This window comes from Rosistilla ulvae (genome assembly GCF_007741475.1).
GTDB classification, from domain to species: Bacteria; Planctomycetota; Planctomycetia; order Pirellulales; family Pirellulaceae; genus Rosistilla; species Rosistilla ulvae.
Map to the genome: position 1 here is coordinate 3,504,420 of NZ_CP036261.1, position 23,822 is coordinate 3,528,241.

A 23,822-nucleotide genomic window follows, 5' to 3' on the forward strand; every position below is an offset into this window, starting at 1 on the left:
TGCCCGATACGAAGCGAAACGTAGAATCTGGAGATGGAACGATGACGACTGCCCCCACGACGACAGCCACACCGCCGACGATCTACAACGTTCCCAACCTATTGACGACGATCCGTTTCTTCTTGGCGATCGGAGTGATCGCGCTGCTCGCGTTCGAGGAATATTGGCCGGCATTGATCGCATTTTCGGTCGCGGCGGGGACCGATTGGATGGATGGCTATTGGGCACGCAAGTATGGCCAAGTCACGAAACTCGGCCGGATCTTCGATCCCTTTGTCGACAAGATCATCATCTGCGGCACCTTCATCGCACTGGTTGCCATCGATGGATCGAGCGTCGCGCCGTGGATAGCGATCGTGATCGTCGCTCGCGAGCTATTGGTGACGTCGCTGCGTGGCATGATCGAAGGGGCGGGGGGCGATTTCTCGGCGCGGTGGTCGGGAAAGTGGAAGATGGTGCTGCAGTGTGCGGCAATTATCATCGTCTTGATTTGCTTGGGCATGCGTGACACGCCCGCATGGGCTTGGCAAGCTGCCACGATCAGTCTTTGGGCCGCTGTTGCGCTGACGCTCTATTCTGGATGGGAGTACATTCTGGCGGCGGCAAAAATGTTGCGTGATGGCGCGAAATCTTAGGCCTCCTTCTCTTTTCCATTCGCCCCCATTGAGGTATCAATGGGCTCTTCTTACGAGCGCTATGAGGCTGAACTAGGAAAGGGAGCCGGTGTTTCTCAACTATCTTGCCCTGTGTATGATTTTGATCGTTCTGGTCATTCTTTTCTACACATTCATCTACATCCACGAATTGCCGTACGAATCGGCAAAGCACCGGAATCATCCTCAACAGGATGCGATCTACGTTGCCTGTTGGTTAAGCCTGTTCACGCTGCACGCGATCTGGCCGTTGGTCTTTTTATGGGCGCTGTCGCATAAAGACGATTCGGCCACCGCCGAGACCGAATCAGGGACGGCGAATCATTCCGATCTATTGACTCGTCTGGCGCAACTGGAGAGTCGGATCAAGGAAATGGAACAAGAAGCATCGGGAAAACCAGCGAAAGGGGCGCGTGGGAAATGATTGAATTAATTCTGGGGACCTATGGTGCCGCCTGTTGGTTGATCTTTAAGAAATTCAAGCTGGTACCGATCACAACCTACACCGTCTGCACTGCGGTGCTGGGTGGAATGGTTATGTTGATCGGCTTGCTGATTCTTCTGTCGGTATGCCATCCGGTTAGCCACGACGGACGGTTCTATTCGACCGTGACGCAGATCGTGCCGCAGGTTCGCGGCAAAGTGATCTCGGTTCCCGTGAAGACCAACGCGCCGCTGAAGGCGGGTGACGTGCTGTTTCGCATCGACCCCAAGCCCTACCAATTGGAAGTCGACCGCCTGGAAGCGTTGCTGGCTGGAATGAACGCTAAGGTTTCACAATTGGACGCGCGGCTCGCATCAGCCGAAGCAGCGACCGAGGTCGCTCGTTCGAATCTCTTGGTTTCGGAATCCGATTACGATCGCCAGGCTCGGATCTCGTTGGACATCTCGCAAACGCAGATCGAACAAACCCAAACCCGTTTGGAACTGGCGAAAGCGAATCTCCAACGGAGCCAGGAATTGGCGGAATCGGGCGCTGCGTCGCAGCGAGAATTGGACTCCGACCAGGCGCGCGTCGACGCGTTGGAGGCGGAACTTCTGCAGGCGAAAAGCGCTGAACAGAAGGCACAGGAAACTCTAAACTCCGGCAGCAATCGTTTGAAGGCCGCTCGCGATGAACTGAAGCGTGCCGAAGCGCAGGAACAGGAGGCACGCGTCGCGTTGGAAGCCGAAAGCGATGGCGTGAACCCCGACGTTCGACAAGCGATGGCAGCGTTGGAACTCAAGCGTTGGGAGCTGGAACAAACGGTTGTCCGCGCACCATCGGACGGCTACGTCACGCAGGTCACGCTGCGTGCAGGGCAGATGGCGACTCCTTTTTCACGCGCTTCGTCGATGCTCTTCATCCCGAACGAAAAACAGATGTTGGTCGCTCGTTACCCACAAAATGCGATCGCGGGAATCGAACCAGGGATGGACGCCGAGCTTGCGTTTCAAGCCTATCCAGGCCGCATCTTTCCGGCGAAGGTTGAATTTGTTTTCGACATCATTCCCGAGGGACAGTTTGTTGGAACGGGAGGTCTGCAAGGTGGCCCCGATGCGAGTGTGGGTGACGACATCCCCGTGAAGTTTGTCTTCGGTGAAGAGGTGGAAGAACTCAATTTGCCGACGGGGGCACATGTCAGCATCGCTGTCTATACGCATAATTTCCACGCCCTGGCGATCGTCCGCAAAGTGATCCTGCGGATTAAGAGCTGGGAGAACTATGTCTTCTTCATGAAGAATTTTGACATGGTTCACTAAACGGCGACATTGGATTCCCTGTCGATCGGACCGATCGACAGGCATTAGGAGTTCGCGTGGCGGCCGAGAAGCCGCCGCCACGGAAATGGACTCCCTGGCCCGGCGGGAAAATACCAAACGCAAGACGCGTTACCTTCGGCCCGATCGACCGTTTAGAACAGGTCCATTTGTTGCGCTTCGCCCCCTGGGTTTTGATCATCCCCGGCCGAGGGTTTAACCGACTTGGTGGCAACGGCGGGAGCGGCTTTATTTTTCGCAACCGCGGCTTTGCGAGGCGTTTCGGCCGGCGGAGCGGATGTTTCCGCGGAGGGCAGCGAATGGAACCACTCTCGGTCGCCATCGATGTAGAGATCGGTTTCGGGTTCCGCAGCCGCGGTGATGCCGAGAGCGTGGTACAGCAGCGCGGCGGAGGTTTGCGAACTGAAGTTCCCTTTCGCGGTCGGCATCACGTAGATGTAGAGCGCATGGACCGGTCGGGTAACGGCGACATACAACGTGCACAGCGATTCGGTCATCGCGGCGGCGATACTGCGTCCAAACGCCTGCTGCCACTGATCTTCCAACAGACTCCACGCTTGATGCTTCACATAGCGAAGCGCTCCGGTCGCACGGGCCGTCGGTGTCGGCGAGATCGTGACACACTTCTGCGGCGGTTTGGAGAGATTGCCGTCCATTTCGGGCAGGATGACCGCGTCGAATTCCAGTCCCTTCGCCTGGTGAATCGTCATCACGCGGATCTGGGCTTCGCGTGGCCGTTGAACGCGGCGTTTGGTCACCAGTTCGACAAACGCGGACAGACGCGGTTGCGGAGCACGCGCGTACTGGTTGGCCAAACCAATCAACTGACGCAACCGCAAACGGTCGGCTTCGCCGCAGCTGGGCAACAGTTCATGAGCCAGCTGAGTCAGCGTGGTCACGAGCCCTTCGTGTTCGAACCGCTCGCGCAGATCGTCCGCCAATCGAAGGCTTTCGCGATAGGCCGTCTTGCGATCGATCGCCGGCGTGAGCTTCAGCGAATCGGCCAATGGAGAGTTCGCCAAATGGAAACGCCACCGCAGGTCGCCGGGATGTTCGACGATTCGGATGGTCGAAAGGATCATTTCCACGGCGGCCGAATCGATCAACGGGTTGCCACCTTCCTGACTGACATCCAGGCCAAGTTCGCGCAACAGGTAGATCATGCGGCCGACGGTTTGGTTGGTTCGCGTCAGGATCCCGATCGATTTCCCAGGGATCTTGGTCGCCAGCTCTTGAACCTGAGCCGCGACGTAGCGTTGGTGCAACGCTCGCTTTTCGCTGGCCGATCCTTCTCCCTGCGGCCCCGTGGAAAATTGGACGTAGCCCGGACGTTCGCTGAAGTGCGCGTGGTGATCGTGAAACGCATCTTCGAATTCGTAGACCGCGTGGCACTTCCACTCCTGATCTCCAACGGGAAACTCTTCCCGTTCGCTGAACCGCGGATGGCGATGCAGGTGCTTGAAAATTTTGGTCACGTTGTCGGTGATCACCGGGCTGCTGCGAAAGCTGGTGTCCTGCGGCTGGGAATCGACGTTCGGCAGTTCTCCTTGAACGGCGTCGAAGATCTTCGCCTCGCCGCCACGCCAACCGTAGATCGCTTGCTTGGTATCTCCCACGCAAAAGAATGTTCGCAGTGGCGTCCCGACGCTGGCGCGTCGCGCGAACGGACGCAGGACATCCCATTGAACCGGTGCGGTGTCCTGGAACTCATCCAACAACACATGATCCAACGAAGCGTCCATCCGCATCGCCAACCGGCTGAGATCGTCGGGCTGTTGGTTTTCCAGCAACCGATCGACCCAAGCCGCCAATTGATACGAGACGTCGTCAAAACTGAACCGCCGAGCATTTTGTTTCAACGATCCGATGTTGCGGTCGTACGCTTCCAACAAATTCCCGGTCGCTTCGGTCTGCATTTTTAAACGCAGAACGTATTCATGGCGTGCCTTGGCGTAGATCACTCGCATCGCGGCGACCAAGTCGTCCGGTACGGGCTTCTTGTAATAAGTCACCTGCTGGCCATCGTGCTGCGATTGTGCCGCGGCGACGATCAATTTGGCTTCGACGATTGAATCCCATTGTTCGGTCAGCGTCAATTCGCTGTACTTCCGCATCGCCCCATCGATCCGTTTGTCCCCGGTGGCCGATCCTTCCAGAACACCGACCGCGGCGGTGATCTCTTGCGGCGGCGGAGCTTGGGCCAGCGCCAGGGTCGACCAGGCATCGCGGTGGCTGCGGCGAAACCCCGAATAGTTGTTCTGCACGACCTGTTGCAACCGCTGGGCGACGTTTCGTTCCGCTTGCCCCTTGCTGAGCATGTGGAACAACGATTCGACCTCCCCCTCATCGAATTGTTCCAACATCCGCGCCAGCGCTTGATCGACAAACCAACTCTCTTCGATCTCGTCGGTCAATTGCCAGCCGGGTGGCAGTCGCAATTCGAACGAAAACGAACGCGCCAGTTGAGAGAACAAGCTATCGAGCGTACAGATCCGCAAACGATGGATCTCTTTCAAAATTTGATGCAGCAGCGGGGCCGGAGCGTCGGGACTCAAGTTGGGATCGCCAACCTGACCGGCCAGATCCTTCAGCGCTTTGGGATCGGTCGCCGCACGAGCCAACGACAGCAACAGCCGGTTCAAAATCTCGCCGGCCGCTTTGCGTGTGAAAGTGGTCGCCAGGATCGTTTCGGGAGCGGCGCCGCGCAACAGGATCTGCAGCAACCGCCCGGTCAATTGATATGTCTTGCCCGTACCAGCCGATGCGCGGATCATCAACGGTCGCAGCGGATCGGTCTCCGCCTGGGCGATCTCGGTCGGGACATTGGCGTTGGGGTTGGATTGTGATCGACTCATGCTTGCGTCTCCTCCAACGCGTCCTCTTCCTGATCGGCAAACAGATGTTCGATGCTGCCCGTTTGGCAGATGACAGCGTAGTCGTCGTAATTGGTGGCGGCGTCGGGATTGGCGACGAAGCGGCCTTCGCGGACGCCACGCACCACGTCGGCGGCGGCCAGGTCGGCCGACGCGTAGAGGGCGGGAGTGAAATCGGCGATGTTCACGCGCACATCCGCCTCCCTTTCACCGATGTTGAAGTAGCCCAACTGAACCAGATCGCGGTCCGCCTCGATACCGAGCGCCGCCAACATGTGCCGATACAGCGGCAATTGCAAATCGATCCATTCGTCGGTCGATTTCTTGTAGTGTTTCTTGAACGGATTGTGGGCATGGGTTTTGTAATCGATAACGGCCCAGCGATCGTCGTCGGGATGGTAGTCGATCCGGTCGATCCGTCCTTTCAGCCCAAACGGCATCCCGTCGACCATCACGACCGCGTTATCCTCCACATCGATTTGCCGTTCGGCGGCCCACAACAACCAGCCTTGATGCGTCCGTTCGACTTGGCGTTTGGCGACGATCTTTAAGCGGTCCAGGGCGCTGGTGATCTGCAAACGGACCGGCGCCGAGGGATGGTCGCCGTAGCGTTGTCGCCCCAGATCCGATGCGGTGTCCAACAAACAGGCTTCGACATCGGTCAGGTTGGTCGAATGTTTGGGCCCCGTCTTCCCGAATTCCTCCAACGCATCGTGGATCAAATTGCCGAATTGATTCGCAGCCAATTCGACGACGGTGTCGTCCAGCGGACGCAGTTTCGCGATGTGTCGCAAGAAGAAACGATAGGGGCAACGCAGGTAGTCGCCAAACGCGGTAACCGACAGGATCGTGGGCGGATCGTAGCCGCTGGGGACCGGGATCGGCAGGTCCGACGCGGGCTGGTCGGTCGACCAAATCGATTCGACGATCGGCCGTGGTGGCAGTTCTTCCAACAATCGGAGAGTTCTTGTCGCGGCGGTCGCGGGGGAACATGCAGCCAACAAACGGCTTGGCGGCGTTGGCGAACCGTCGGCACTCGACCGACCGACGATCAACTGCGCCGCGGGACGACTGTTCAGCATCAGGCTCAGCGCGTAGGCATCGCGGGCATACCGATGGTCGTTGTCGGCGATCTTGAATCGACGCCGCAGACCACCGGGCAGGAACGGGTCGGCCACCACACTCTCGGGAACAAACGGGTCGTTCAACCCGACGATACAAAGCGCTTCGCTGGTGTCCAATGCCAGGTCCAACCAACCGACCAATTCGATCTTCTCCGGGGCTGCGGGTTGATGCAGTCGGACCTCCGCGATTTGAGCGACCAACATTTCTGCGATCGTTCCGGTCGGCAACGCGACCTCTAACGCTTGCGGAACGCTCCCCAGACGGTCGATTGCCGAATCGATCGCAGCCAACGCCTGACCCATCCGCTGTTGCCATTGCGGTCGCAGCGATTGCCGGCGGGCATCATAGATCGTTGCCAACATCGTTCGAACCGCGGCGCACCAGTCGGCCAAATGGATCTCGGTCGATCCGTCGTTGGCCAACAACGGTTCCAACCATCGGTCGATCCATTGGATCAAGCGTTCGATCTGCGGGCGGTCTTCCGCCGCTTCGGGCAACGGATCGGTCGTCCGCAGCGGATAGTGTTCGCTGCGCAACCGGTCCAGGGCGATCAACCAATTTCCCGCGGTCGATTCGCCCGATCGCTGGGAATCGTTCAGTTCGGCGGTCAACACCGCGTAAAGGTCGGCGTGCCGGACCAAGCTGGCCAACGCGCGAAAGCTGCGGCTTTGGATGTAGTCGACGATCAACGAGAGCAGTCGCGCGGGGGCCGATCGAATCAGCGGCTCGCCCAGTTCGGCGTGGACGTCGATCCCGTCGATCGCCAATTGTTGACTGACCGGGGCGATCATCGCTTCGTCGGTGATCCCAATCGTGATTTGATCGATCTCAAATTCGCCGCGCCAGCCCGACACGAACTGGCTGGTCGCCGCCGCCTGATCCTCGGCATCGGTTGCGGGAACCAATTGATCCTCGCGTATCTGCAGGTCTCGGTCCATCCACTGCGATGGAATCACGCAGCCGTGGGAATCGAACGCCTCCGATTCGGATTCGGGAGCGCCGACCAAGATCGTCACCTGCGGCGCGACCGTATCGATCATCGCTCGGATACTTTGATTCAGGTCGACCGCGCCGATCACGATCACGTCGCCGGGAGCTTGGCAGATCCCTAACTCCGCCGCGCGACGACGCTGGGCATAGGGATCGGATCGACCGACCGAACGTAAAGTCTCCCCGTACGATTCGGCCAACGCATCGAGCAACTGCCAACGCGGTGCCTCTTGCGGCGTCTCCTTCAAAAGCTCCTTCGCCACGTCGCCAAAACTGAAATGCTCGCTGGCCAGTTCCTCATGCAAACGGCGAACCGCACCGGCCAATTCCAACCAGGGCGCGATCGGCGAACGAGGGGGCGGACTGGCGACCAACGGGACCAACGCCTCCGACGATGCCGCTCGCAACACCTGGCACCAAGCCAGCGTCTGTTCCAGTTCGCTGGCGATCGGATCGGTCGGTTCGTACAACCGCTCGGGCAAACGACCGGTGGTGATGATCTTCGGAGATTCGAGGGGCGTGTTGCGCTCGGTAGCATAACGTTCCAGAATCGCGGCAAATTGACGCGTCGCGCGACGCCCCGGCAACACGATCGTTACCGCGCTGAGGTCCCATTGGCCTTTTGCGGGATACCGCTGCCACAGCCATTCGGCGGCCGACGGTAGTAACGGCCGCTGCCAGTTGAGGAAAAGGGGCTTCAAATTCGGACGCGATACCACAGACAGTCTCCGGTTCGGATCGGTAAATAGAGTGGTTCAAGGGTGGTGAAGTCTATCGTGCCACAGTTGGCGGACAAGTCTGGTCAATTCGGTCTCGACCACCCCACACGTCGCGCCACGACCGCCACGCAGCCCCCCGCCAACGGTCCGGCGCAGCGCGATGAACCGAATCAAACTGAAACGCGACAGAAAATGGTAACCCGACGCGTAAGCGCCGAGTGGAACTCGACGTATAAGCGAGACAGAGTGCAAATTCATCGCTTACGCGTCGGGTTGCCAGGATGTCCCGCCCCCGACACACCGATTTGCCCTGCGCCCGGGCGATCGCCATCTTGGAACAATCGCCGACAGAAGCTAAGCTAATATTGCGATCGACAAACGCTTTGGATATTCGAGCTGGATCTGGTCTAGGATGAATCAACAACAATGAAACGAATCAAATCGATGTGGCGTGCGACCCGAATCTTGTGGGCCATCTTGCTTGCGGTTGGGCTTGTCTTGCCTTGGATCGATTGGATTATGTTCTATATCTGGTTGATTAATTTGCCGATCTGCGTCGGCGTTTTCTTCTACTTTGCCTATGTTCGCTACGATGAAGAAGGGAATGCCATCGAGCTCTAGCAGCTTGTCGGTTTAATCAGCCGATTGGGCGTTAGCGCCGGTTCCGCTGCCACTAAACCGGGACTAACGCCCAAACGGCGAATGCAAGTAAGCTCGTTGTGACTAAACCGACAAGCCGCTAGCATCTGGTCAGCGCGTCGAGCTCGTTGGTTCCGAGTTCCGCATTAGCATCGATACAGCCGTTGGTAATCGGCAAGCTATGTCCGTTCGCCCGATCGATGCCGGTTCAATCTCACAGGCTGCCAACGTTGCACTTCGGGTCGTGATTTCGGGCCGCCGTTTGCGGCGGTTCGGGGCTTGTGGCATCCAGTCTGCCCCTCGACGCGAATTCTAGATCTGATAGCCTTCCGGTTTGGAAATAGGCCCGGCGACAACCCTTCAATTGCCTCATCGACCCATGCAAATCCAGCAAGAACTGAAACACCGCTTTTCCGCCGCACTGGCCGGTCTGACCTCTTCGCCCGACGAAGCCGCCCAATTGCTGCGTCCGACGCAAGATCCCAAGTTCGGCGATTATCAGTCCAATTGCGCGATGCCGCTGAAGAATGAATTGGGCAAGCCGCCGCGCGAGATCGCAGAATCGATCGTCGCGGCGCTGCAGGTCGACGATCTGTGCGATCCGCCCGAAATCGCCGGTCCCGGATTTATCAATCTGCGTTTGAAGAATGACTGGTTGGCTCAGCAGGCGACCGCGATGTTGCGCGACCCGCGTCTGGGCGTCCCCGCCGCTGCCAATCCGCGGACCGTGGTCCTCGATTATTCGGGCCCCAACGTCGCCAAACCGATGCACGTCGGGCACATCCGATCGACGGTGATCGGCAGCGCGATCGCCGAACTGCTGCGGTTCGCTGGCCATACCGTGATCACCGACAACCACGTCGGCGACTGGGGTACTCAATTTGGTATGGTGATCTACGGCTACAAGCACTTCCTCGACCGCGAGGCGTTCCAGTCGCAACCGGTCGCCGAACTGCTGCGTCTATATCGGCTTGTCAACAACCTTATCGATTATCACAACAGCGTCGCTTCCTTGCCAAACCGCGCGGCGGCGATAGAAAAAGCGACAGCCGATCTGGCGACAGCCGTTGCCGCGGAAGCTGCCGAGACCGAGAAGAAAGCAAAAAAGAAGGCTCTGAAAAACGTAGCCGCTGCGGAGCGGAAGCTGCAGAGCACGCGCGACGACCTGGAATCGACGCGTCAGAAAATCGCGGCGGTCGAAGCCGACAAATCCCTGCACGATCTGGCGCTTGCGCATCCGGAGATCGCCGCGACCGTGCTGCAAGAGACGGCCAAGCTGCACGAAGGGGACAAGGAGAACCTGACGCTGTGGCATGAAGTACTGCCATTTTGCCGCGACGAGATCGACAAGATCTACAACCGGTTGGATATCGCGTTCGACCATCAGCATGGCGAGAGCTTCTACCATGAGATGCTCGGCGGCGTGATCGAGCAATTGGAAGCTGCGGGATTGGCTCAGCCGAGCGATGGGGCGCTGTGCGTCTTCCTGCCTGAGTTCGAAGCGCCGATGATCGTTCGCAAAAAGGATGGCGCTTATTTGTACGCGACGACCGATCTGGCGACGCTTGAGTACCGGATGCGCGAGTGGTCTCCCGACGAGATCTTGATCGTCACCGACCATCGCCAGGCGGAGCACTTTGAAAAGGTCTTCATCGTCGGACGCAAGCTCGGCTGTGGCGACGTGCAACTGAAGCATCTCCCCTTCGGCACCGTGTTGGATGAATCTGGCAAGCCGTTCAAGACCCGATCGGGATCGACCGTTGGGCTGGAAGCTCTTTTGGACGACGCCGTCGACGCTGCCTTTGCCGCGGTCTGCGATCCAGATCGCGTGGCGAAGATCGATCCGCCACTGTCGGACGATGAGAAGCAAACGATCTCGCGGGTTGTGGGGCACGGAGCGATCAAATACGCCGATCTCGCTCACAACCGAACCAGCGACTACAAGTTCAGCCTCGAAAAGATGGTCTCCTTGGACGGTAACACGTCGGCCTACATTCAATACTCCTACGCCCGGATGCAGAGTATCCTCAGTCGCGCCGAATCGAGCGAACAGCAGGTAATCGATGGCGACGCGGCGATCCTGATCGGTGCTCCCGCCGAACGAGCGTTGGTGATCCGGTTGCTGCAATTCGGCGAAGCGATCGACCAGTCGCTGGAGGATTATCGCCCCAACGTGATCGTCGATTATCTGTACGATGTTGCCAAAGCCTATTCCAGCTTCTATGAACAATGCCCCGTTCTGAAAGCAGACGACACCGCGACGCTGAACAGCCGATTGGCGATCGTCAGCGCCACAGCGCGGATCCTTCGCCAAGGGCTGCAGTTGCTGGGTATCGATGTCGTTCCGCGAATGTAGCGGTCTGATGAAGGCACGAAAAAGCCGCGTTAGAAATCGGAGGACTCCGTTTCCAACGCGGCTTGCGGTTCGCATAGACGATGTTTGTCGGGCGTCTACAGTTCGTATTGGTATCCGAAGATGGCGTTGAATCCAGCACCATCGACGCCGCTTCCAAGCACGCGATAGTACTTGTTGGTGATGTTTTCCAGACCCAACGAAACCAAGTGCTGGTTCTTGTCGCCGAAACGCTGTCCGGTGCGGATGTTTAACGTCGCATAACCTGGCGTGCCGCCGGGGATGAACCGGACATCGCCGAGGTTTGTGTCGTTATAGCGATCGGCTCGATCGACCATCCAAGTGTAGATGTCGAAATAGCAACCTTGTTTCGGCTCGTCGAATCGCAGTCCCACGATCCCCTGAATCGGCGGGATCCGCGAGATCGGTTCGTCGCTGCTGGTCAGCTGGCCGTAGGTGTAGGCGAAGTTGCCGTAGAGTGCCAGGTTGCGGTGCAACATGTATTCGCCCGTCAGCTCGGTACCGTTGAGGTACGCGGTTTGGTTGGTAAGAAAGTCGACACCGCCGATCGTCTCCCGTGACAAGAAGCTGTCGAAGTCGGTCCAGAACTCGACAACCTGCATCCGCAACCGATCGTAATTGAACTTCAACCCAACCTCGTAGGTCAGGCTGTGCTCGGGTTCTGCGGATAGGTTGCCCACCAGCGGCACCGAGACGTTGTTCTGCAGCGAATCTTTGTTGGCGGTGAGGTCATCGATCGTCGGAGCGCGGAAGCCTTCATAGACTCCCCCGATCAAACGCCATTCGTCGGTCAGGCGATAGCTGAGTCCGACGCTGCCAATCCAGTCTTGATAGGAGCGTTCAAAGTAGGTCGGCCCGAGCGTGGTGAAGTTGGGCGTTCCCGAAACGTTGATGTTTTCGTAGCGGACGCTCGAGGTCGCATCGAGCCGTTCGGTCAACGGAACGTGCCACGACAGATAAACGCCCACGCGGTCGGCTTTGGAATCGTCGGGGTATTGCGGATCGATTGGCGTCGGCGTCGATCCGCCGGTGGTCGGATTGTCGATCCGCACGCGCTGGGCGTCGATCGATTCGTCGTAGTAGTCGGCTCCGTAGGTCAGCTTGCCGAAGTCGCCGATGTCTTTGACGATCGACAACACGCTGCCCCAGCCGAGGTCGTCGAACTCGCCGATCTCGCGACGCGTTGGGACCGATGTCGGATCGTTGTCGTCATAGCGATCGACAACTGTCGCCTCTTTGGTTCGCGAACCGGACATCGTGAAGGAGTAGGCGTCGGCGAAGAACAGGTCGTCTTCGACGATACCTTCCAGGCGAGCGTAGATCAGATCGCGTTGCTGGGGATCGAAGACGGTGGGTCGCTGAGTGGGGATGTTTCCGTTGGAGGGTGGACCGAGCACAAACGGCAGAAAGCGGTCGCTGCGTTTGAGGTCGTTCTGTTCGAAGTGTTGTAATGCGACGGTCAACATGTGATCGCGATGGATCATCCGTTGCAGCTTGATATCGCCAGCGTATTGCGTGTAGTCGGTGGCGGCTTGGCGGCCCATGTCGCCACCGATGTCGAGATTGCCGACGTCGTAATAGGAGACGCCGCCGGTGACGCCGGTCGCGCCATACCATCCACTGAACGCGGTTCGCGTGTACGAAGAGGCTTCGGCGGTGCTGTAGAACTGAGTGAACTGAGGACTCAGGTAGTCGCCGCGCATCGGATCGGCAGACCGCGTGACGACGTTGATCACGCCGCCGATCGCGTCGCTTCCCCAGATCGCCGCTTCCGCACCACGGATGATTTCAATCCGCTCGATCGTGCCCGGATCGATCGTGCCAGTGTATTGATTCGGGCCTGGACGCAGGATGCTTGTGTTCATCCGGATGCCGTCGATCATAACCAAGATCTGCTGGCCGGTGAGTCCGCGAATGAAGGGAGAGACCTGGCCATTGCCGGTTTGCTGCAGCAACACGCCGACTTCGTTTTGCAATGCGCGGTACATCGACGATGCCTGCCGTCGCTCGAGATCTTGGCGGTCGACGATCGTGCCTAGTTGCGGCGCGTCCCAGATGCTCGACTCGCTTCGCAGGACGCTATTGAGTCCCGTCGGGTCGCTGACGGTCCCGCCAAACGACTGTTGGCTCAACGATGGAAAGCCACCGCTGGTCCACGGGTTGGTCGTCGTGTTAGAGGGCTGGTTCGCGGGGTTGCTCGACGGAGTCGGTTCCGAGGGAAAGTTCGCTGTCAAATCACCCAGCGGTGCGTCTTCTACGGGCGGAATGTCAAAATCGACCGCTGGCGGATCGAGAAGACTTGAACCTGATGAAGACGCTTCGGGCGTGCCCACTGCCGGTTCGGGAGCTTCCACCACAGGAGGTCGAATCTCGATCCCCGGCAACGTCGGCTGGCCATCCTCTTGTATCAGTGCAGCTAATCGAACGACCGGTAGAACCGGCTGATCGGCGTCCAGTTGCAGTCCCACTGTTGGGGCGGCTGCGAGGGCGAATGCTAATAGTTTTCTCATCGACTTGTCCTTCAAACCGGAACGTTTGGCGTGCCGTGGCGACCGAGCTAGACCTGCATAATCGTTCCGAGTGCTACATCTTGGACTATCGGTCCCCCTCCCCCGATCGATTCGATCTTCAAAACCGAACCGTCAAACTCAACCCAATAGGAGCAAGAGACTGCCGTTGCGGGGAAAGGGCGACGGGAAATCCACCGCGTAGGGTGGCGAATCCGCCATGTAGAATCATCGAATCGGCGGGGCCCCGCAGGGTGATGACGCGATTCCTTCAGCGTTTTCGGGCCTCTGCGACCAATTCTGGCCCACTGAGACGCCTGGCACAGCGTGTGCTTAACAAGGATTGGCCGCTTCACAGGTCCCAGCAACCCTCCACTCTCCCTTTGCCTTCTACCCGCATCGCAACGAATGCCCGACGACAATGAACATGTTCCGCCAGCGGTCCCCGCCGAGAAACCCGTTTTCGATGCCGATGACCGACCGCGGCTGGTTTCATCGAGCGAGTTGATGTGTGGACGGCGTGAGATCTGGATCCAACATGGGGATGCTGTCTACCGGCTTCGGGTAACTTCAGCCGACAAGTTATACTTGACCAAATGAAACGAGCTTTCCCCTGCAGCGTGAACCGATTTTGAACCTCTATTTCCGCTCGACCAGCTTTGCCTTCGCGCTCCATGCGTCGGCGCTTGTGGCGATGTGCGCTGTGCCGTTGGCGGTCAGCGAGCGGTTCACGTCGTCGGGGCAGCGGAATGTGATCTCGATTCAATTGAGCATCGCTCAGCCCTCAGCTGTCGAGTCGGTGGCGATGACGATCGAGCCGACGCCGCCGTTGCCACGAGAAAATCCAGTCGAATTCCGGCCCGTTCCGAACTCCACGTTATCGCGTCCCGCACTGGCTCCTCCCCCCCCACCCGAAGTGACTCCGCAAACGATGCCGGTACTGCGCCGCGCTGTCGCCAGTCGCATGCTTCCCCCTGCGGTCACGATCATTCCGATCCAACAGCAAACCGGATTGTCGGAAAAAGAACCGGCCAGTTTTGCCGCGAACCAACCGCCGCAGTACCCGATCCAAGCGGTCCGGGATCGGCTGCAGGGAACGGTCATGCTGCGGCTGTTCGTCGATTCGACAGGTCGCGTGGAAGATGTGGAGATCGTCGAGTCGAGCGGTCACGTAGCACTCGATGACGCGGCGATGGAAGCTGTTAAGAAGTGGACCGGCCAGCCAGCAAAACGCTACGGCCGCCCGATCGCCAGCGAAGAAGTCCTGCCGATCCGTTTCCGGTTGTAACGGACGGCTTCTAGAAAATGCTCCTCGAGGACCGGCGTGTCCAGTTGGCGATGTGTTGTACATCGTGCGACAGGAACGCGAGCGAGTGTTTTCTCATCGAGGCGGAAAGACGCAGTGGTTGTCTTTTTTCGTTTAACCGCAATACCGTTCAACGAAGGAGCCTTGGACCGTCGAAAGAATTGGCGGCGGGATGTCGTGGACGGTATTGCGTTTAACCGCGTGCCCAGCGGGCCGCGCGCCAGCGCTATTGGCGTCAGTGTATATGATCACCCTGACTCAAACCCCGATTTGCTCATCGGGCCGCGCACCCTTCAAAGACGCGGGGCGACGCCCGCGCGGTTAAACAAAAAGAATGGCCTCTCCACCAGCGGCTTAGCAGCTTGGGGGCGAGCGAGTACAATTCGGTCAAAGGCAGCTTGCGTGGTTGGATCGGTGTGCGAACCCGCTGAGTCATTTCTGCCGGAACCTTTGGCAATTGAAATTAAAAAGAGACTTGTGTGGACTTTCCGGTAATCGTAACAGCAATATTTGGAGCTTTTGTCGTCTTTGGAGGAGTCATGGGCTATGTCAAAGCTCAAAGCAAGGCTTCTTTAATCGCAGGCAGCATCACGGGCGGACTCCTGCTGCTCTCGGCGTTTCTGATTGCCCGAGGCATCTCCGCCGGGGCAATTTTGGGGATCGTTGTTTCGCTGCTGTTGATCGGCCAGTTTGGCCCCTCGTTGCGGAAGAAGTTCAAGGTCATGCCCAACCTGCTCGTCGTCGTCCTGGGCTTGATCACCGTCGGCACGCTCGTTTTCAGTCTTCTCAAATAGGTTTCGGCAAACAAGGCGGACGTGGGCATCGTTGGTTCCATTCTGCCATCGAAGTCGCCCCGTGCCCTTTGGTTGTTCTTCACCGCTGGCACCCATCGGAGAATCCGAAACCGTTTTCTGTAGGATCGGTTTCATTGCATTGCCTCACACCAACCGCTCAAGCACAGAGAAACGCACCATGCAACCAACAGCCGCCTTACTTGTTCCTCTCCTACTGATCGCCACGGCTGCGTTGGCACAGCATCCGCAGCTGCCGGTCGGCCCGAACGCGGACCTCGGTGGCGTTCTACTTATGCCAGCTGGCGACCAATGGAATCGCGATGTGTCAAAAGACCCGGTCGATCCACGAAGCGACGCCATCATTGCCCGGATCGGTGCTCAGACGCGACTGCATGAAGACTTCGGTCTGACCTGGAAGGGTGCGCCCGGCGGCATCCCGTATTACGTGGTCAGCGGCGACCAGCCCAAGGTGCCCGTAGCGTTTCGCTATGCGGACGAAAGCGATCCAGGACCCTATCCCATTCCGCCGGATGTTCCTATCGAGGGCGGGCCGCAAGGCAATGGCGACCGTCATGTGATTGTCCTGGACAAGGATAACTGGCGTCTGTACGAGATGTTTCACGCGTTCCCGATCGACGGCGGCAAGTCTTGGCGAGCTAGCAGTGGTGCGATTTTTGATCTGAAAGATCTGAAGCCGCGTCCCGCAGGCTGGACTAGCGCCGATGCTGCCGGATTGCCGATCCTGCCTGGCCTGGCTCGCTACGATGAACTTTGTGTGACAAAGCAGTTGACGCACGCGTTGCGATTCACTGTAAAAAAGTCTCGCCGCGCCTACGTTTCCCCGGCTTCACATTTCGCGAGCAAAGACAACGATCCCGATCTGCCCCCCATGGGCATGAGAGTGCGACTGAAAGCTGATTTTGACACTTCCAAATTCAGCGGCCCGGCGCGAGTGCTTCTCGAAGGACTGAAAACGTACGGCATGATCCTGGCCGACAACGGTAGCGACTGGTTCATCAGTGGCGCTCCCGACGATCGCTGGATGCATGATGAACTGACTCCGATCCGTCAAGTCAAAGGGAGCGACTTCGAAGTCGTGAAAATGGGGCCGATGACGATGCGGTAGCGTGGTCCAGTGAAAGGCACTGCTCTCCATTCTCTTGTCTAACGGAACGCTTATGGGCTCCATGTCTCACCTGCTCATACCGAAGCGAATCGCCAGCACCACAGGCCGGAGGCCGACACATCGAATGCCGGCCGCGTAAGCCGCCGGTTGCTTGTGTGCGAACAATCGAAGAGGCCGGGAGGCCGACACACATTCATCGCCCCCATGTGCCGGCCTCCGGCCTATCGGGTTAGTGCTTATCGGGACCGGAGGCTTACGCCTCCGGCAATTCGTGTGTCGGCCTCCGGCCTTAGACGCGGACGGGAAACCTCGGGTTGGATCGGCACCAGATTTTAAAACTCGCTTTTTTGTCCGGCTCTAAGAAATGGCTGCTTCGTCAAAGTGCTGCTGTCGCTGTCTCCGCACTACAGGCCGGAGGCCGACACACGAACTGCCGGCCGCGTAAGCCGCCGGTTGCCTGTGTGCGAACAAACGAAGAGGCCGGGAGGCCGACACACATTCGTCGCCCGCATGTGCCGGCCTCCCGGCCTCTCGGGGTAGTGCTTCTCGGGACCGGAGGCTTACGCATCCGGCAGTTCGTGTTTCGGCCTCCGGCCTGATAAGCGGACAGGAAACCTCGGGTTTGATCGGCACCAGATTTTGGAACTCGCTTCTCTATCCGGCTCTAAGCTCAAATAGTTGCCTGCCCTAGGACGGAAGGCCTTGTTGTTTCCATGCGTCCTTCGGAGCACGATAGAATAAGGCCGTTCGGCGAGCCGTGTTGTGCCCGCCGCGAGCAAGCAAACGGCAACCGGGAGTGTCCGAAGTGAACCAGCACCGTGCATTGAGGATTCAGGACCGACGAGCGTTTCTTCGCGGTTCAGCCTGGGGCGCCGCGACGGCAGTGGCCGCGATGGGGAGCTCCCGTTTCGTTTCGGCCGAAGCGCCGGAGCTCACCGCGCCCGCAGCGCTTCCGACTCGGCCTGCAGGCGTCGAGGTGTTGATGCCGCGAGATCGAGTGCCGCTGTCGTTCATCATCGATGATTCGACCTGCTTGGTGAACATGGGACACTTTTGCACTCCGCAGTTCGCCACCGCGATGCCAAACCGCGCCGAGTATCAAAAGCCGTGGCGATCGTGGCCGCGCGAGATCCCCGACAGCTTTGTCCGCAAGTTTGGTCAGTGGTGCGCCGACCAGGGCGTCAAAGGCAAATACAGCATCGTCCCCAATCCCGCCTGCGTCGGCTGGCTCGACCGGGAATTGCCCGGTTGGTCGCGGGCCGATTTGCAGGCCAGCTTAAAACTTGTCCGCGAATTGATGCTCCCCAACTGGGACATTCATCCCGAGATGATCACGCACACTCGCGTGATCGATCTGAAGACCGGCCGACCGATGCAGAAGATCAGCCCGGCGACGATGGAGAATTCGTATCCTCAGGAAAAGAAGAGCGTCGACGAATTGGCCGCCTATCTCGCCTATGCACTTCGCATTGTGAAGAACTGTGATCTCCCCTGCGAGGGAATCACCACACCGGGTGGCTTTGGCAATTCGATGAAATCCGAACTGCCGATCGCTGTCGACCAGGCCGTTCGCGACGTCTACGGCATCGATCTGCCGCACTATTTCAAATACGTCATCTCGGGCGACCGGAGTACCGAGCCGAAGCTTGAACATTTGCGAGGCGTGGGGACCGACAACGTCCGGTTAACCGTCAACGTTCCGGCGGGAACGGGCGATTGGTTTGGCGGTTGGCAAGGCGATTCGCTCTCCGACCCCGACCGCTATTGCAACGCCGCGGCGACCAGCGGCCGAATGGTCGAACTGATCCAGCGGCGACAACCGGCGGTAATGATCTGTCATTGGCCGGGGATGTACAGCAATGGCAGCGAAGAAGGTTTCCGCAGCTTCCAACGAGTCGTCCAGTCGTTGGCGTCGCGATTCGGCGACGACACGATCTGGATGAAGGTCAGCGAGATCGCTCGCTACTGGGCCGCGAAACAACTGACCGAGATCCGCCGCGAGGGAAACCGCCTAACGCTCACAGCCCCCTTCGCCACGCAGCGCTACACGCTACAAATCGACGCCGCCGCGGGACCTGTGAGCATCCAGCAAGGAAGCAAACGCACGCAACTGCGCCAGGCGTCCCGTCGATCGACATTGGACGCAGGAACATGGATCGCCGACGAGCAAAACCTAGTCGCCTGCTTCGACCTGCCCAAGGGAACAAGCGAGATGGTGTTGGGAGCGAATTCGTAGGGACTGGAAATGGTTTCCCGTCGTCTTGTCTCAACCGAAGCTCAATTGCAGGCTGCAGATAAAAACTTATTGATACGCGATGAAGTGGCCAACGTCCCAAAGTTGGAACACATGGCCCACAACGAAGAGCGAACTCATCATCCCAGTATCAAGCGAGTGTGAGCCGTGACCGTTTAGGCCACTAGACCTTAGCAAGCCGATATGGCCAAGCCACGACTGATGAAACCGCTGCATACAGCGCCGGCCACCACACCACCGCCAGGCTATCCCGACATGGACGATTGAGCCCTGGAACCTTTCCTTCACTCATATTTCTCTAGTAATCCTAAAAAATGCCACGCCCCAAACGCTCTGACGAAGCAAACGCGAACCACCACCCATAATACAGTGGCAATGCGCGAATCAAATTTCGCGCTCACGAAAACACCCATCGCAAGCCAAAACCCTCGAAAAGAAGTCCTGACCAGAATTATCTTTCATTTGGACGCTCCCTGCGAGCCATCACTAAGCCATCGACCTACCAACAAATAGCACGGTAGCTCGACTGAGTGCTCATCTTCTTGTAAAACATTCACTGTCGCCGAATGAGGCCTGCTGAAAAATCACGAGCGATTGGCTATTGAGGATGTGCAATCCATAGATAGTCTCAGTTGCACTTATAAGACACGAATTACCGAATTTCCGAAAACGATCTGCTTTCAATGACACGACTAAGCGATCCTAAGTACATAGCAACCTTAGTTCGCGCAGATGACTGCCTCCGCTTTCGCGATGCGAGACATTCTGGACCTAAACAGGCTGCAATCCAGATCGCCTCAAGGTTTGCGGATCGCACGTATGTGCCACAACCAGTCGAGACGACTATCAATCGAGGTAAATCAACACTTCGCGTAACGTCGTACGCAGACGCACTTTTCTTGCGCCACTGTTGCCGTGTGCTAAGAAGCGGCAATATACATCACCCGCCATCTCGGCAAGTGATCTGTCGGCAGTTAAAATCGGTGCTCGAATCTGATGTTCCTCACTTTATCATCCGGACGGATATTGCTAAGTGTTTTGGTTCTGTGCCTGCTGAACAATCGCTTAATTTGCCGTCAGTCAGGGAAAAACTGAAATCTGTAGAATTCAATTGGTGCAAGACACTATTGAGGTGTAACGAAAATCCATTGCAACCCTTACATTATGGTTTAGCCATAAGCAGTGACTTAGCTGAACATTTCCTTGCAGAGTTTGATCGCCAAGTTATCTGTCATACCGGAGTTATTTACTATAGTCGATTTGTTGATGACATCCTCATCGTCACAGCTGCGCGATCAGCCGAACGTGTATTTGAAAAAGTGGCTTGCGCGCTACCTGCGGGCCTGTCTTTGAACCGAGAAAAAACGTCGCAATGCCACTGGAACGACGGAATTTCGAACAGAACAGAGTTTGAATACTTGGGATATTCGTTTATGCTGACGAAAAAAGTTAAATCCAAAACACGGACATCTATTGAAATCGGATTGTCAGAGCGAAAAGAACTTCAAATCCGCCAACGCTTGGGCCGTGTGTTTCTAGCGTTCCAAAAAGATAAAGATTTCCTACTGCTTCGTGATCGTCTTCGTTACCTTACCGGCGGGACTACGACTCATAGCAACTTCACACATCGTCGCGTTCAAATTGGCCTACGATCGTCACATCCTGAATTGACGAACTTAAAGCGACTTTTCAGCTTGGATGGTTACCTACATCAAAGGATTCGGGCGGCAAGCTCGGATGGTACCGATCCCTTACTTTCGACCGAACAGATGCGGGGGCTCCAACGGCTTTCTTTTTCGGCGAGCTATAAACTAAACATTCGACACCGGTTTAGCGGGAAACGGCTTTGGCTGGTACGGGATGTGTTTTAGGCATGCGAAACTATTTGAGAATCAACTCGGATGACCACTACAGAGTGCTATTGAGCGAGATATTGCCGCATGAAGTGCCACCGCGATTCTCGTTGCGCACCATCTACGAACGCATCCGCGACAAGACGGAGCACGAATTAGACAAGGCTATTTGTCCAGGACCTCCCAACAAACCTCTCGAAACGATTCCATATGTTTACAAATTAGTGCGCGATAGAAAAAAGCCTCGCCAAATCCATGTGATGCATCCGTTTCACTATCGGACCGTGGCTAAGTTTCTCGAGACGTTTTCAACTCAAGTAATTGTAAACTGTCGTAAGAGTCGTTGGTCACTGCGTGCACCATATGCCATCGCGAAACGATTCAGGATAAACACTCCACTTAGAGCGGGAAGCGATAGCGAGCAAGACCAAGCTGTCAACCCAACTCGCTACTTTGCGTATCGCCCGTTTCGATTACTCTATTCGTTTTATGATTCTGAGGACTTTGGATCGCTTGAGTCTCGATTTCGTTTCCAACGCATGCTTGATGTCCAGGCGTGCTTCGACAACATCTACACGCACGCGATCTCCTGGGCGATTCGTGGAAAATCACACGCTAAGAGACAAGATAGTCGAAACGCATGGCATACTCTTGACGCTCAGTTCGACAGCCTGATGAGAAGCATGAATCATGGAGAGACTCACGGCATACTCGTAGGACCGGAGCTTTCGAGAGTATTTGCAGAACTGCTGCTGCAAACAGTGGATTCAGCAGCCGAAGCAAGGTTGCTTGAAACTTTTGTGCATGGAACGCACTATGAGGTGCGTCGATATGTTGACGATATCTTCATTTTCTTCAATGACGAAGTCGTTGCCGATCAGGTCGAGGCGACAATCCGAGAAGAACTCCGACTTGTAAAGCTTTTGATCAACGAGTCAAAGACTACGCAGATAGAATCACCATTCATGTCGGACTCTAGCGCTCTTAAGCACAAAATTAGCGATTCGATGGATCGTTATGAGAGTAAAATCAGGTCGTACAAAGAGCGGAACGTGCATCCGCCTAGCGGTATCGGGCTACGAATGCTCAAAGAGTTCAAACGTATTGTTTCGGAATCAAATTGCACATACGAAAGTTGCGTTAGCTACGCATTGACAATTTTGCAGAAGAAGTTTGAGCGATCGGGGGCGAATCTATCGCAGCTCTACGTGGAAAGTGGGATCGTCTTCTTTGCGAGCCGACTTCTTGAACTTGACTTTAGATACCAGACAGCTGTGCGATACTCGCTCTTTTATGAGATTGGGCGAGAGAAGTTAAGTCGCGTTGACGACGGAATGTCGCGGGTTCAGCGACTTGACGAGGAGATGGTCAATCAAATCACTAAAATTAGTGCTAACGCGATTTCACGTGAACTGGTGCCCGTCCTGCCGCTGCTAGTCGTGCTTATACCACTTGCTTCCCTTGACTTGTTGCACGAAGTGCATTCGGATCTAGTGCGTTTGATATGGCTATCGGCTACAAAAAGCATGCGGGATGATGAAATCGACTACTTCACCGTTCTTGGGCTGCTTTTCGTTGCCGCAAACCGTGTTCAACACAGCGCGATCAGGACGGCAATTATGTCGAAAATCAAAGTTTTTTTTGATCACATGCCGGACAACTGCAAGCGGGCTGATGCATTGATGCTTGCTTCGGACCTGGCGTGCTGTCCATTTCTTTCTGTGGAGGAACGAAAGAGCATGATCGATATCGTCAGCCGATTTTCCGGGACGAAGCTAAATCGCAACCAAGTATTCAACGCAGTCAGCGGTTCATCGATGTTTTTCGACTGGGATAGTAGCACGTCGACACTGACATACCTCCTTGAAAAACAGACTCCGATTGGCTATGCTTAAACATCCGAGGCAGGAACTCCTATAGCAAAGTTACGCAAATTGCAACTTTGCATGCGGCTTCTCAGCTAAGGCGCACATAGTATTATGTTCGCTTTTTTTGTAGCGACGGGGGAAAACACCGCAAGTGCCGAACCCCGCTCTTTTAACGGAGCACACACACTTTCCGCTCGGTGGCACGTTCCGTTTCGACGGTTCGTGCCCTTTTTCTATTGACCAGGTCTAAGTGGTCAGGACTCTTTTGCGTTGCTTCGCGCACTACCACGGTTCAATGCGTTACCAGATCTAAGGGGGCAGGACTCATTGACGGTACAGCGTAGTGTTGTGCTCCGGCGCGATGCGGAGCGAGAGTCGACTCGGAAAAGGGTTGCCGACTCGTTTCGCTGGTTTTTGTAACGCAGCACGCGAGTGGATGGTGGCATTCGCGCGATTCGCGGGCGGGACGGTTGAGGTACGTTGCTGCCGCCCCGCTGGGGCTTTTGATTGACTTGGGCGCGGTGGTCCCATGGCTCACGCCATGGGCTACCTGCTGTCGTTCCTGCCGGAACTGGTGCGCTCGCAAGATCGGGGCGGAACTCGATTCGTTGGTTGGTTTGTATAGCGCAGCTTGCGGGTGGATGATGGTATTTGCGTGACTGGCGTGATTCGCGCGCAGGATGTCTGATGTGCATTGCCGCCGCCCCGCTGGGGCTTTTGATTGGCTTGGGCGCGGTGGTCCCATGGCTCACGCCATGGGCTACCTGCTGTCGTTCCTGCCGGAACTGGTGCGCTCGACGAGATCTAAGGGGGCACGACTCTTTTGCGATGGTTCGCGAATTGCCACGGTTCAATGCGTGGTCGATCGCGTTTGCCTCGTTATTGTGTTTGGGGCTTGGTGTCTTTTAGGGATAGAAGGCCAGGGGGACTCCGCAAAGAGTCGTGCCCCTTTTCTTGTCCACCGATAGTTGTTACTTGCA

General features: G+C 56.9%; 15 protein-coding genes. 12 read left to right on the forward strand and 3 right to left on the reverse strand.

The genetic code is table 11. The features are described from left to right. Positions 1-41 precede the first annotated feature (41 nt). From pgsA to EC9_RS12425, 3 genes are all read left to right on the forward strand, one after another. Positions 42-635, forward strand: coding sequence for a CDP-diacylglycerol--glycerol-3-phosphate 3-phosphatidyltransferase (pgsA, locus tag EC9_RS12415; protein ID WP_145345609.1), 594 nt, complete (start codon positions 42-44; stop codon positions 633-635). Between the two features lie 88 nt (positions 636-723). After that, complete coding sequence (locus tag EC9_RS12420; RefSeq protein ID WP_145345611.1) at positions 724-1,077, forward strand: DUF3302 domain-containing protein; 354 nt, start codon at positions 724-726, stop codon at positions 1,075-1,077. After that, a complete protein-coding gene (locus EC9_RS12425; RefSeq protein WP_145345613.1) occupies positions 1,074-2,396 on the forward strand; it encodes an HlyD family secretion protein in 1,323 nt (440 codons plus the stop codon). Before EC9_RS12420 ends, EC9_RS12425 begins: the two co-directional genes overlap by 4 nt. 152 nt (positions 2,397-2,548) lie before the next feature. On the opposite strand, the gene EC9_RS12430 is transcribed toward EC9_RS12425, so the two are convergent. Next, positions 2,549-5,269, reverse strand: coding sequence for a UvrD-helicase domain-containing protein (locus EC9_RS12430; protein ID WP_145345615.1), 2,721 nt, complete (start codon positions 5,267-5,269; stop codon positions 2,549-2,551). Further along, on the reverse strand, positions 5,266-8,103 hold the full coding sequence (locus EC9_RS12435) for a PD-(D/E)XK nuclease family protein (protein ID WP_145345617.1): 2,838 nt from the start codon (positions 8,101-8,103) through the stop codon (positions 5,266-5,268). The genes EC9_RS12430 and EC9_RS12435 overlap by 4 nt, the downstream gene beginning before the upstream one ends. A gap of 444 nt (positions 8,104-8,547) precedes the next feature. On the opposite strand from EC9_RS12435, the gene EC9_RS12440 reads away from it, so the two are divergent. After that, a complete protein-coding gene (locus EC9_RS12440; protein WP_145345619.1) occupies positions 8,548-8,742 on the forward strand; it encodes a hypothetical protein in 195 nt (64 codons plus the stop codon). 397 nt (positions 8,743-9,139) lie between these two features. Beyond that, positions 9,140-11,116, forward strand: a complete 1,977-nt coding sequence (gene argS, locus EC9_RS12445; protein WP_145345621.1) for an arginine--tRNA ligase — start codon at positions 9,140-9,142, stop codon at positions 11,114-11,116. A gap of 95 nt (positions 11,117-11,211) precedes the next feature. Here argS and EC9_RS12450 read toward each other — a convergent pair whose 3' ends face one another. Further along, positions 11,212-13,644 (reverse strand): TonB-dependent receptor, encoded by a 2,433-nt coding sequence (locus EC9_RS12450; protein ID WP_145345623.1) that lies wholly within the window; start codon positions 13,642-13,644, stop codon positions 11,212-11,214. A 405-nt stretch (positions 13,645-14,049) separates the two neighbouring features. Between EC9_RS12450 and hemP the strand changes: the two genes are divergently transcribed. The 7 genes from hemP (at position 14,050) to drt3b (ending at position 22,869) form a co-directional block, all read left to right on the forward strand. Further along, positions 14,050-14,241: a hemin uptake protein HemP gene (gene hemP, locus EC9_RS27290; RefSeq protein WP_145345625.1), complete on the forward strand. Its 192-nt coding sequence runs from the start codon at positions 14,050-14,052 to the stop codon at positions 14,239-14,241. Between the two features lie 31 nt (positions 14,242-14,272). Then, positions 14,273-14,929, forward strand: coding sequence for an energy transducer TonB (locus tag EC9_RS12460; protein ID WP_145345627.1), 657 nt, complete (start codon positions 14,273-14,275; stop codon positions 14,927-14,929). A 497-nt stretch (positions 14,930-15,426) separates the two neighbouring features. Next, on the forward strand, positions 15,427-15,741 hold the full coding sequence (locus tag EC9_RS12465) for a TMEM14 family protein (protein WP_145345629.1): 315 nt from the start codon (positions 15,427-15,429) through the stop codon (positions 15,739-15,741). 178 nt (positions 15,742-15,919) lie between these two features. Then, positions 15,920-16,867 (forward strand): hypothetical protein, encoded by a 948-nt coding sequence (locus EC9_RS12470; RefSeq protein ID WP_145345631.1) that lies wholly within the window; start codon positions 15,920-15,922, stop codon positions 16,865-16,867. 892 nt (positions 16,868-17,759) lie between these two features. Beyond that, positions 17,760-19,103, forward strand: a complete 1,344-nt coding sequence (locus tag EC9_RS12475; RefSeq protein ID WP_391556723.1) for a hypothetical protein — start codon at positions 17,760-17,762, stop codon at positions 19,101-19,103. A 701-nt stretch (positions 19,104-19,804) separates the two neighbouring features. Next, positions 19,805-20,992, forward strand: coding sequence for an antiviral reverse transcriptase Drt3a (gene drt3a, locus EC9_RS12480; protein WP_145345633.1), 1,188 nt, complete (start codon positions 19,805-19,807; stop codon positions 20,990-20,992). A gap of 50 nt (positions 20,993-21,042) precedes the next feature. Further along, entirely contained in the window at positions 21,043-22,869 is a 1,827-nt protein-coding gene (drt3b, locus tag EC9_RS12485) for an antiviral reverse transcriptase Drt3b (protein ID WP_145345635.1), read from the forward strand. The last annotated feature ends 953 nt before the right edge of the window (positions 22,870-23,822 follow it).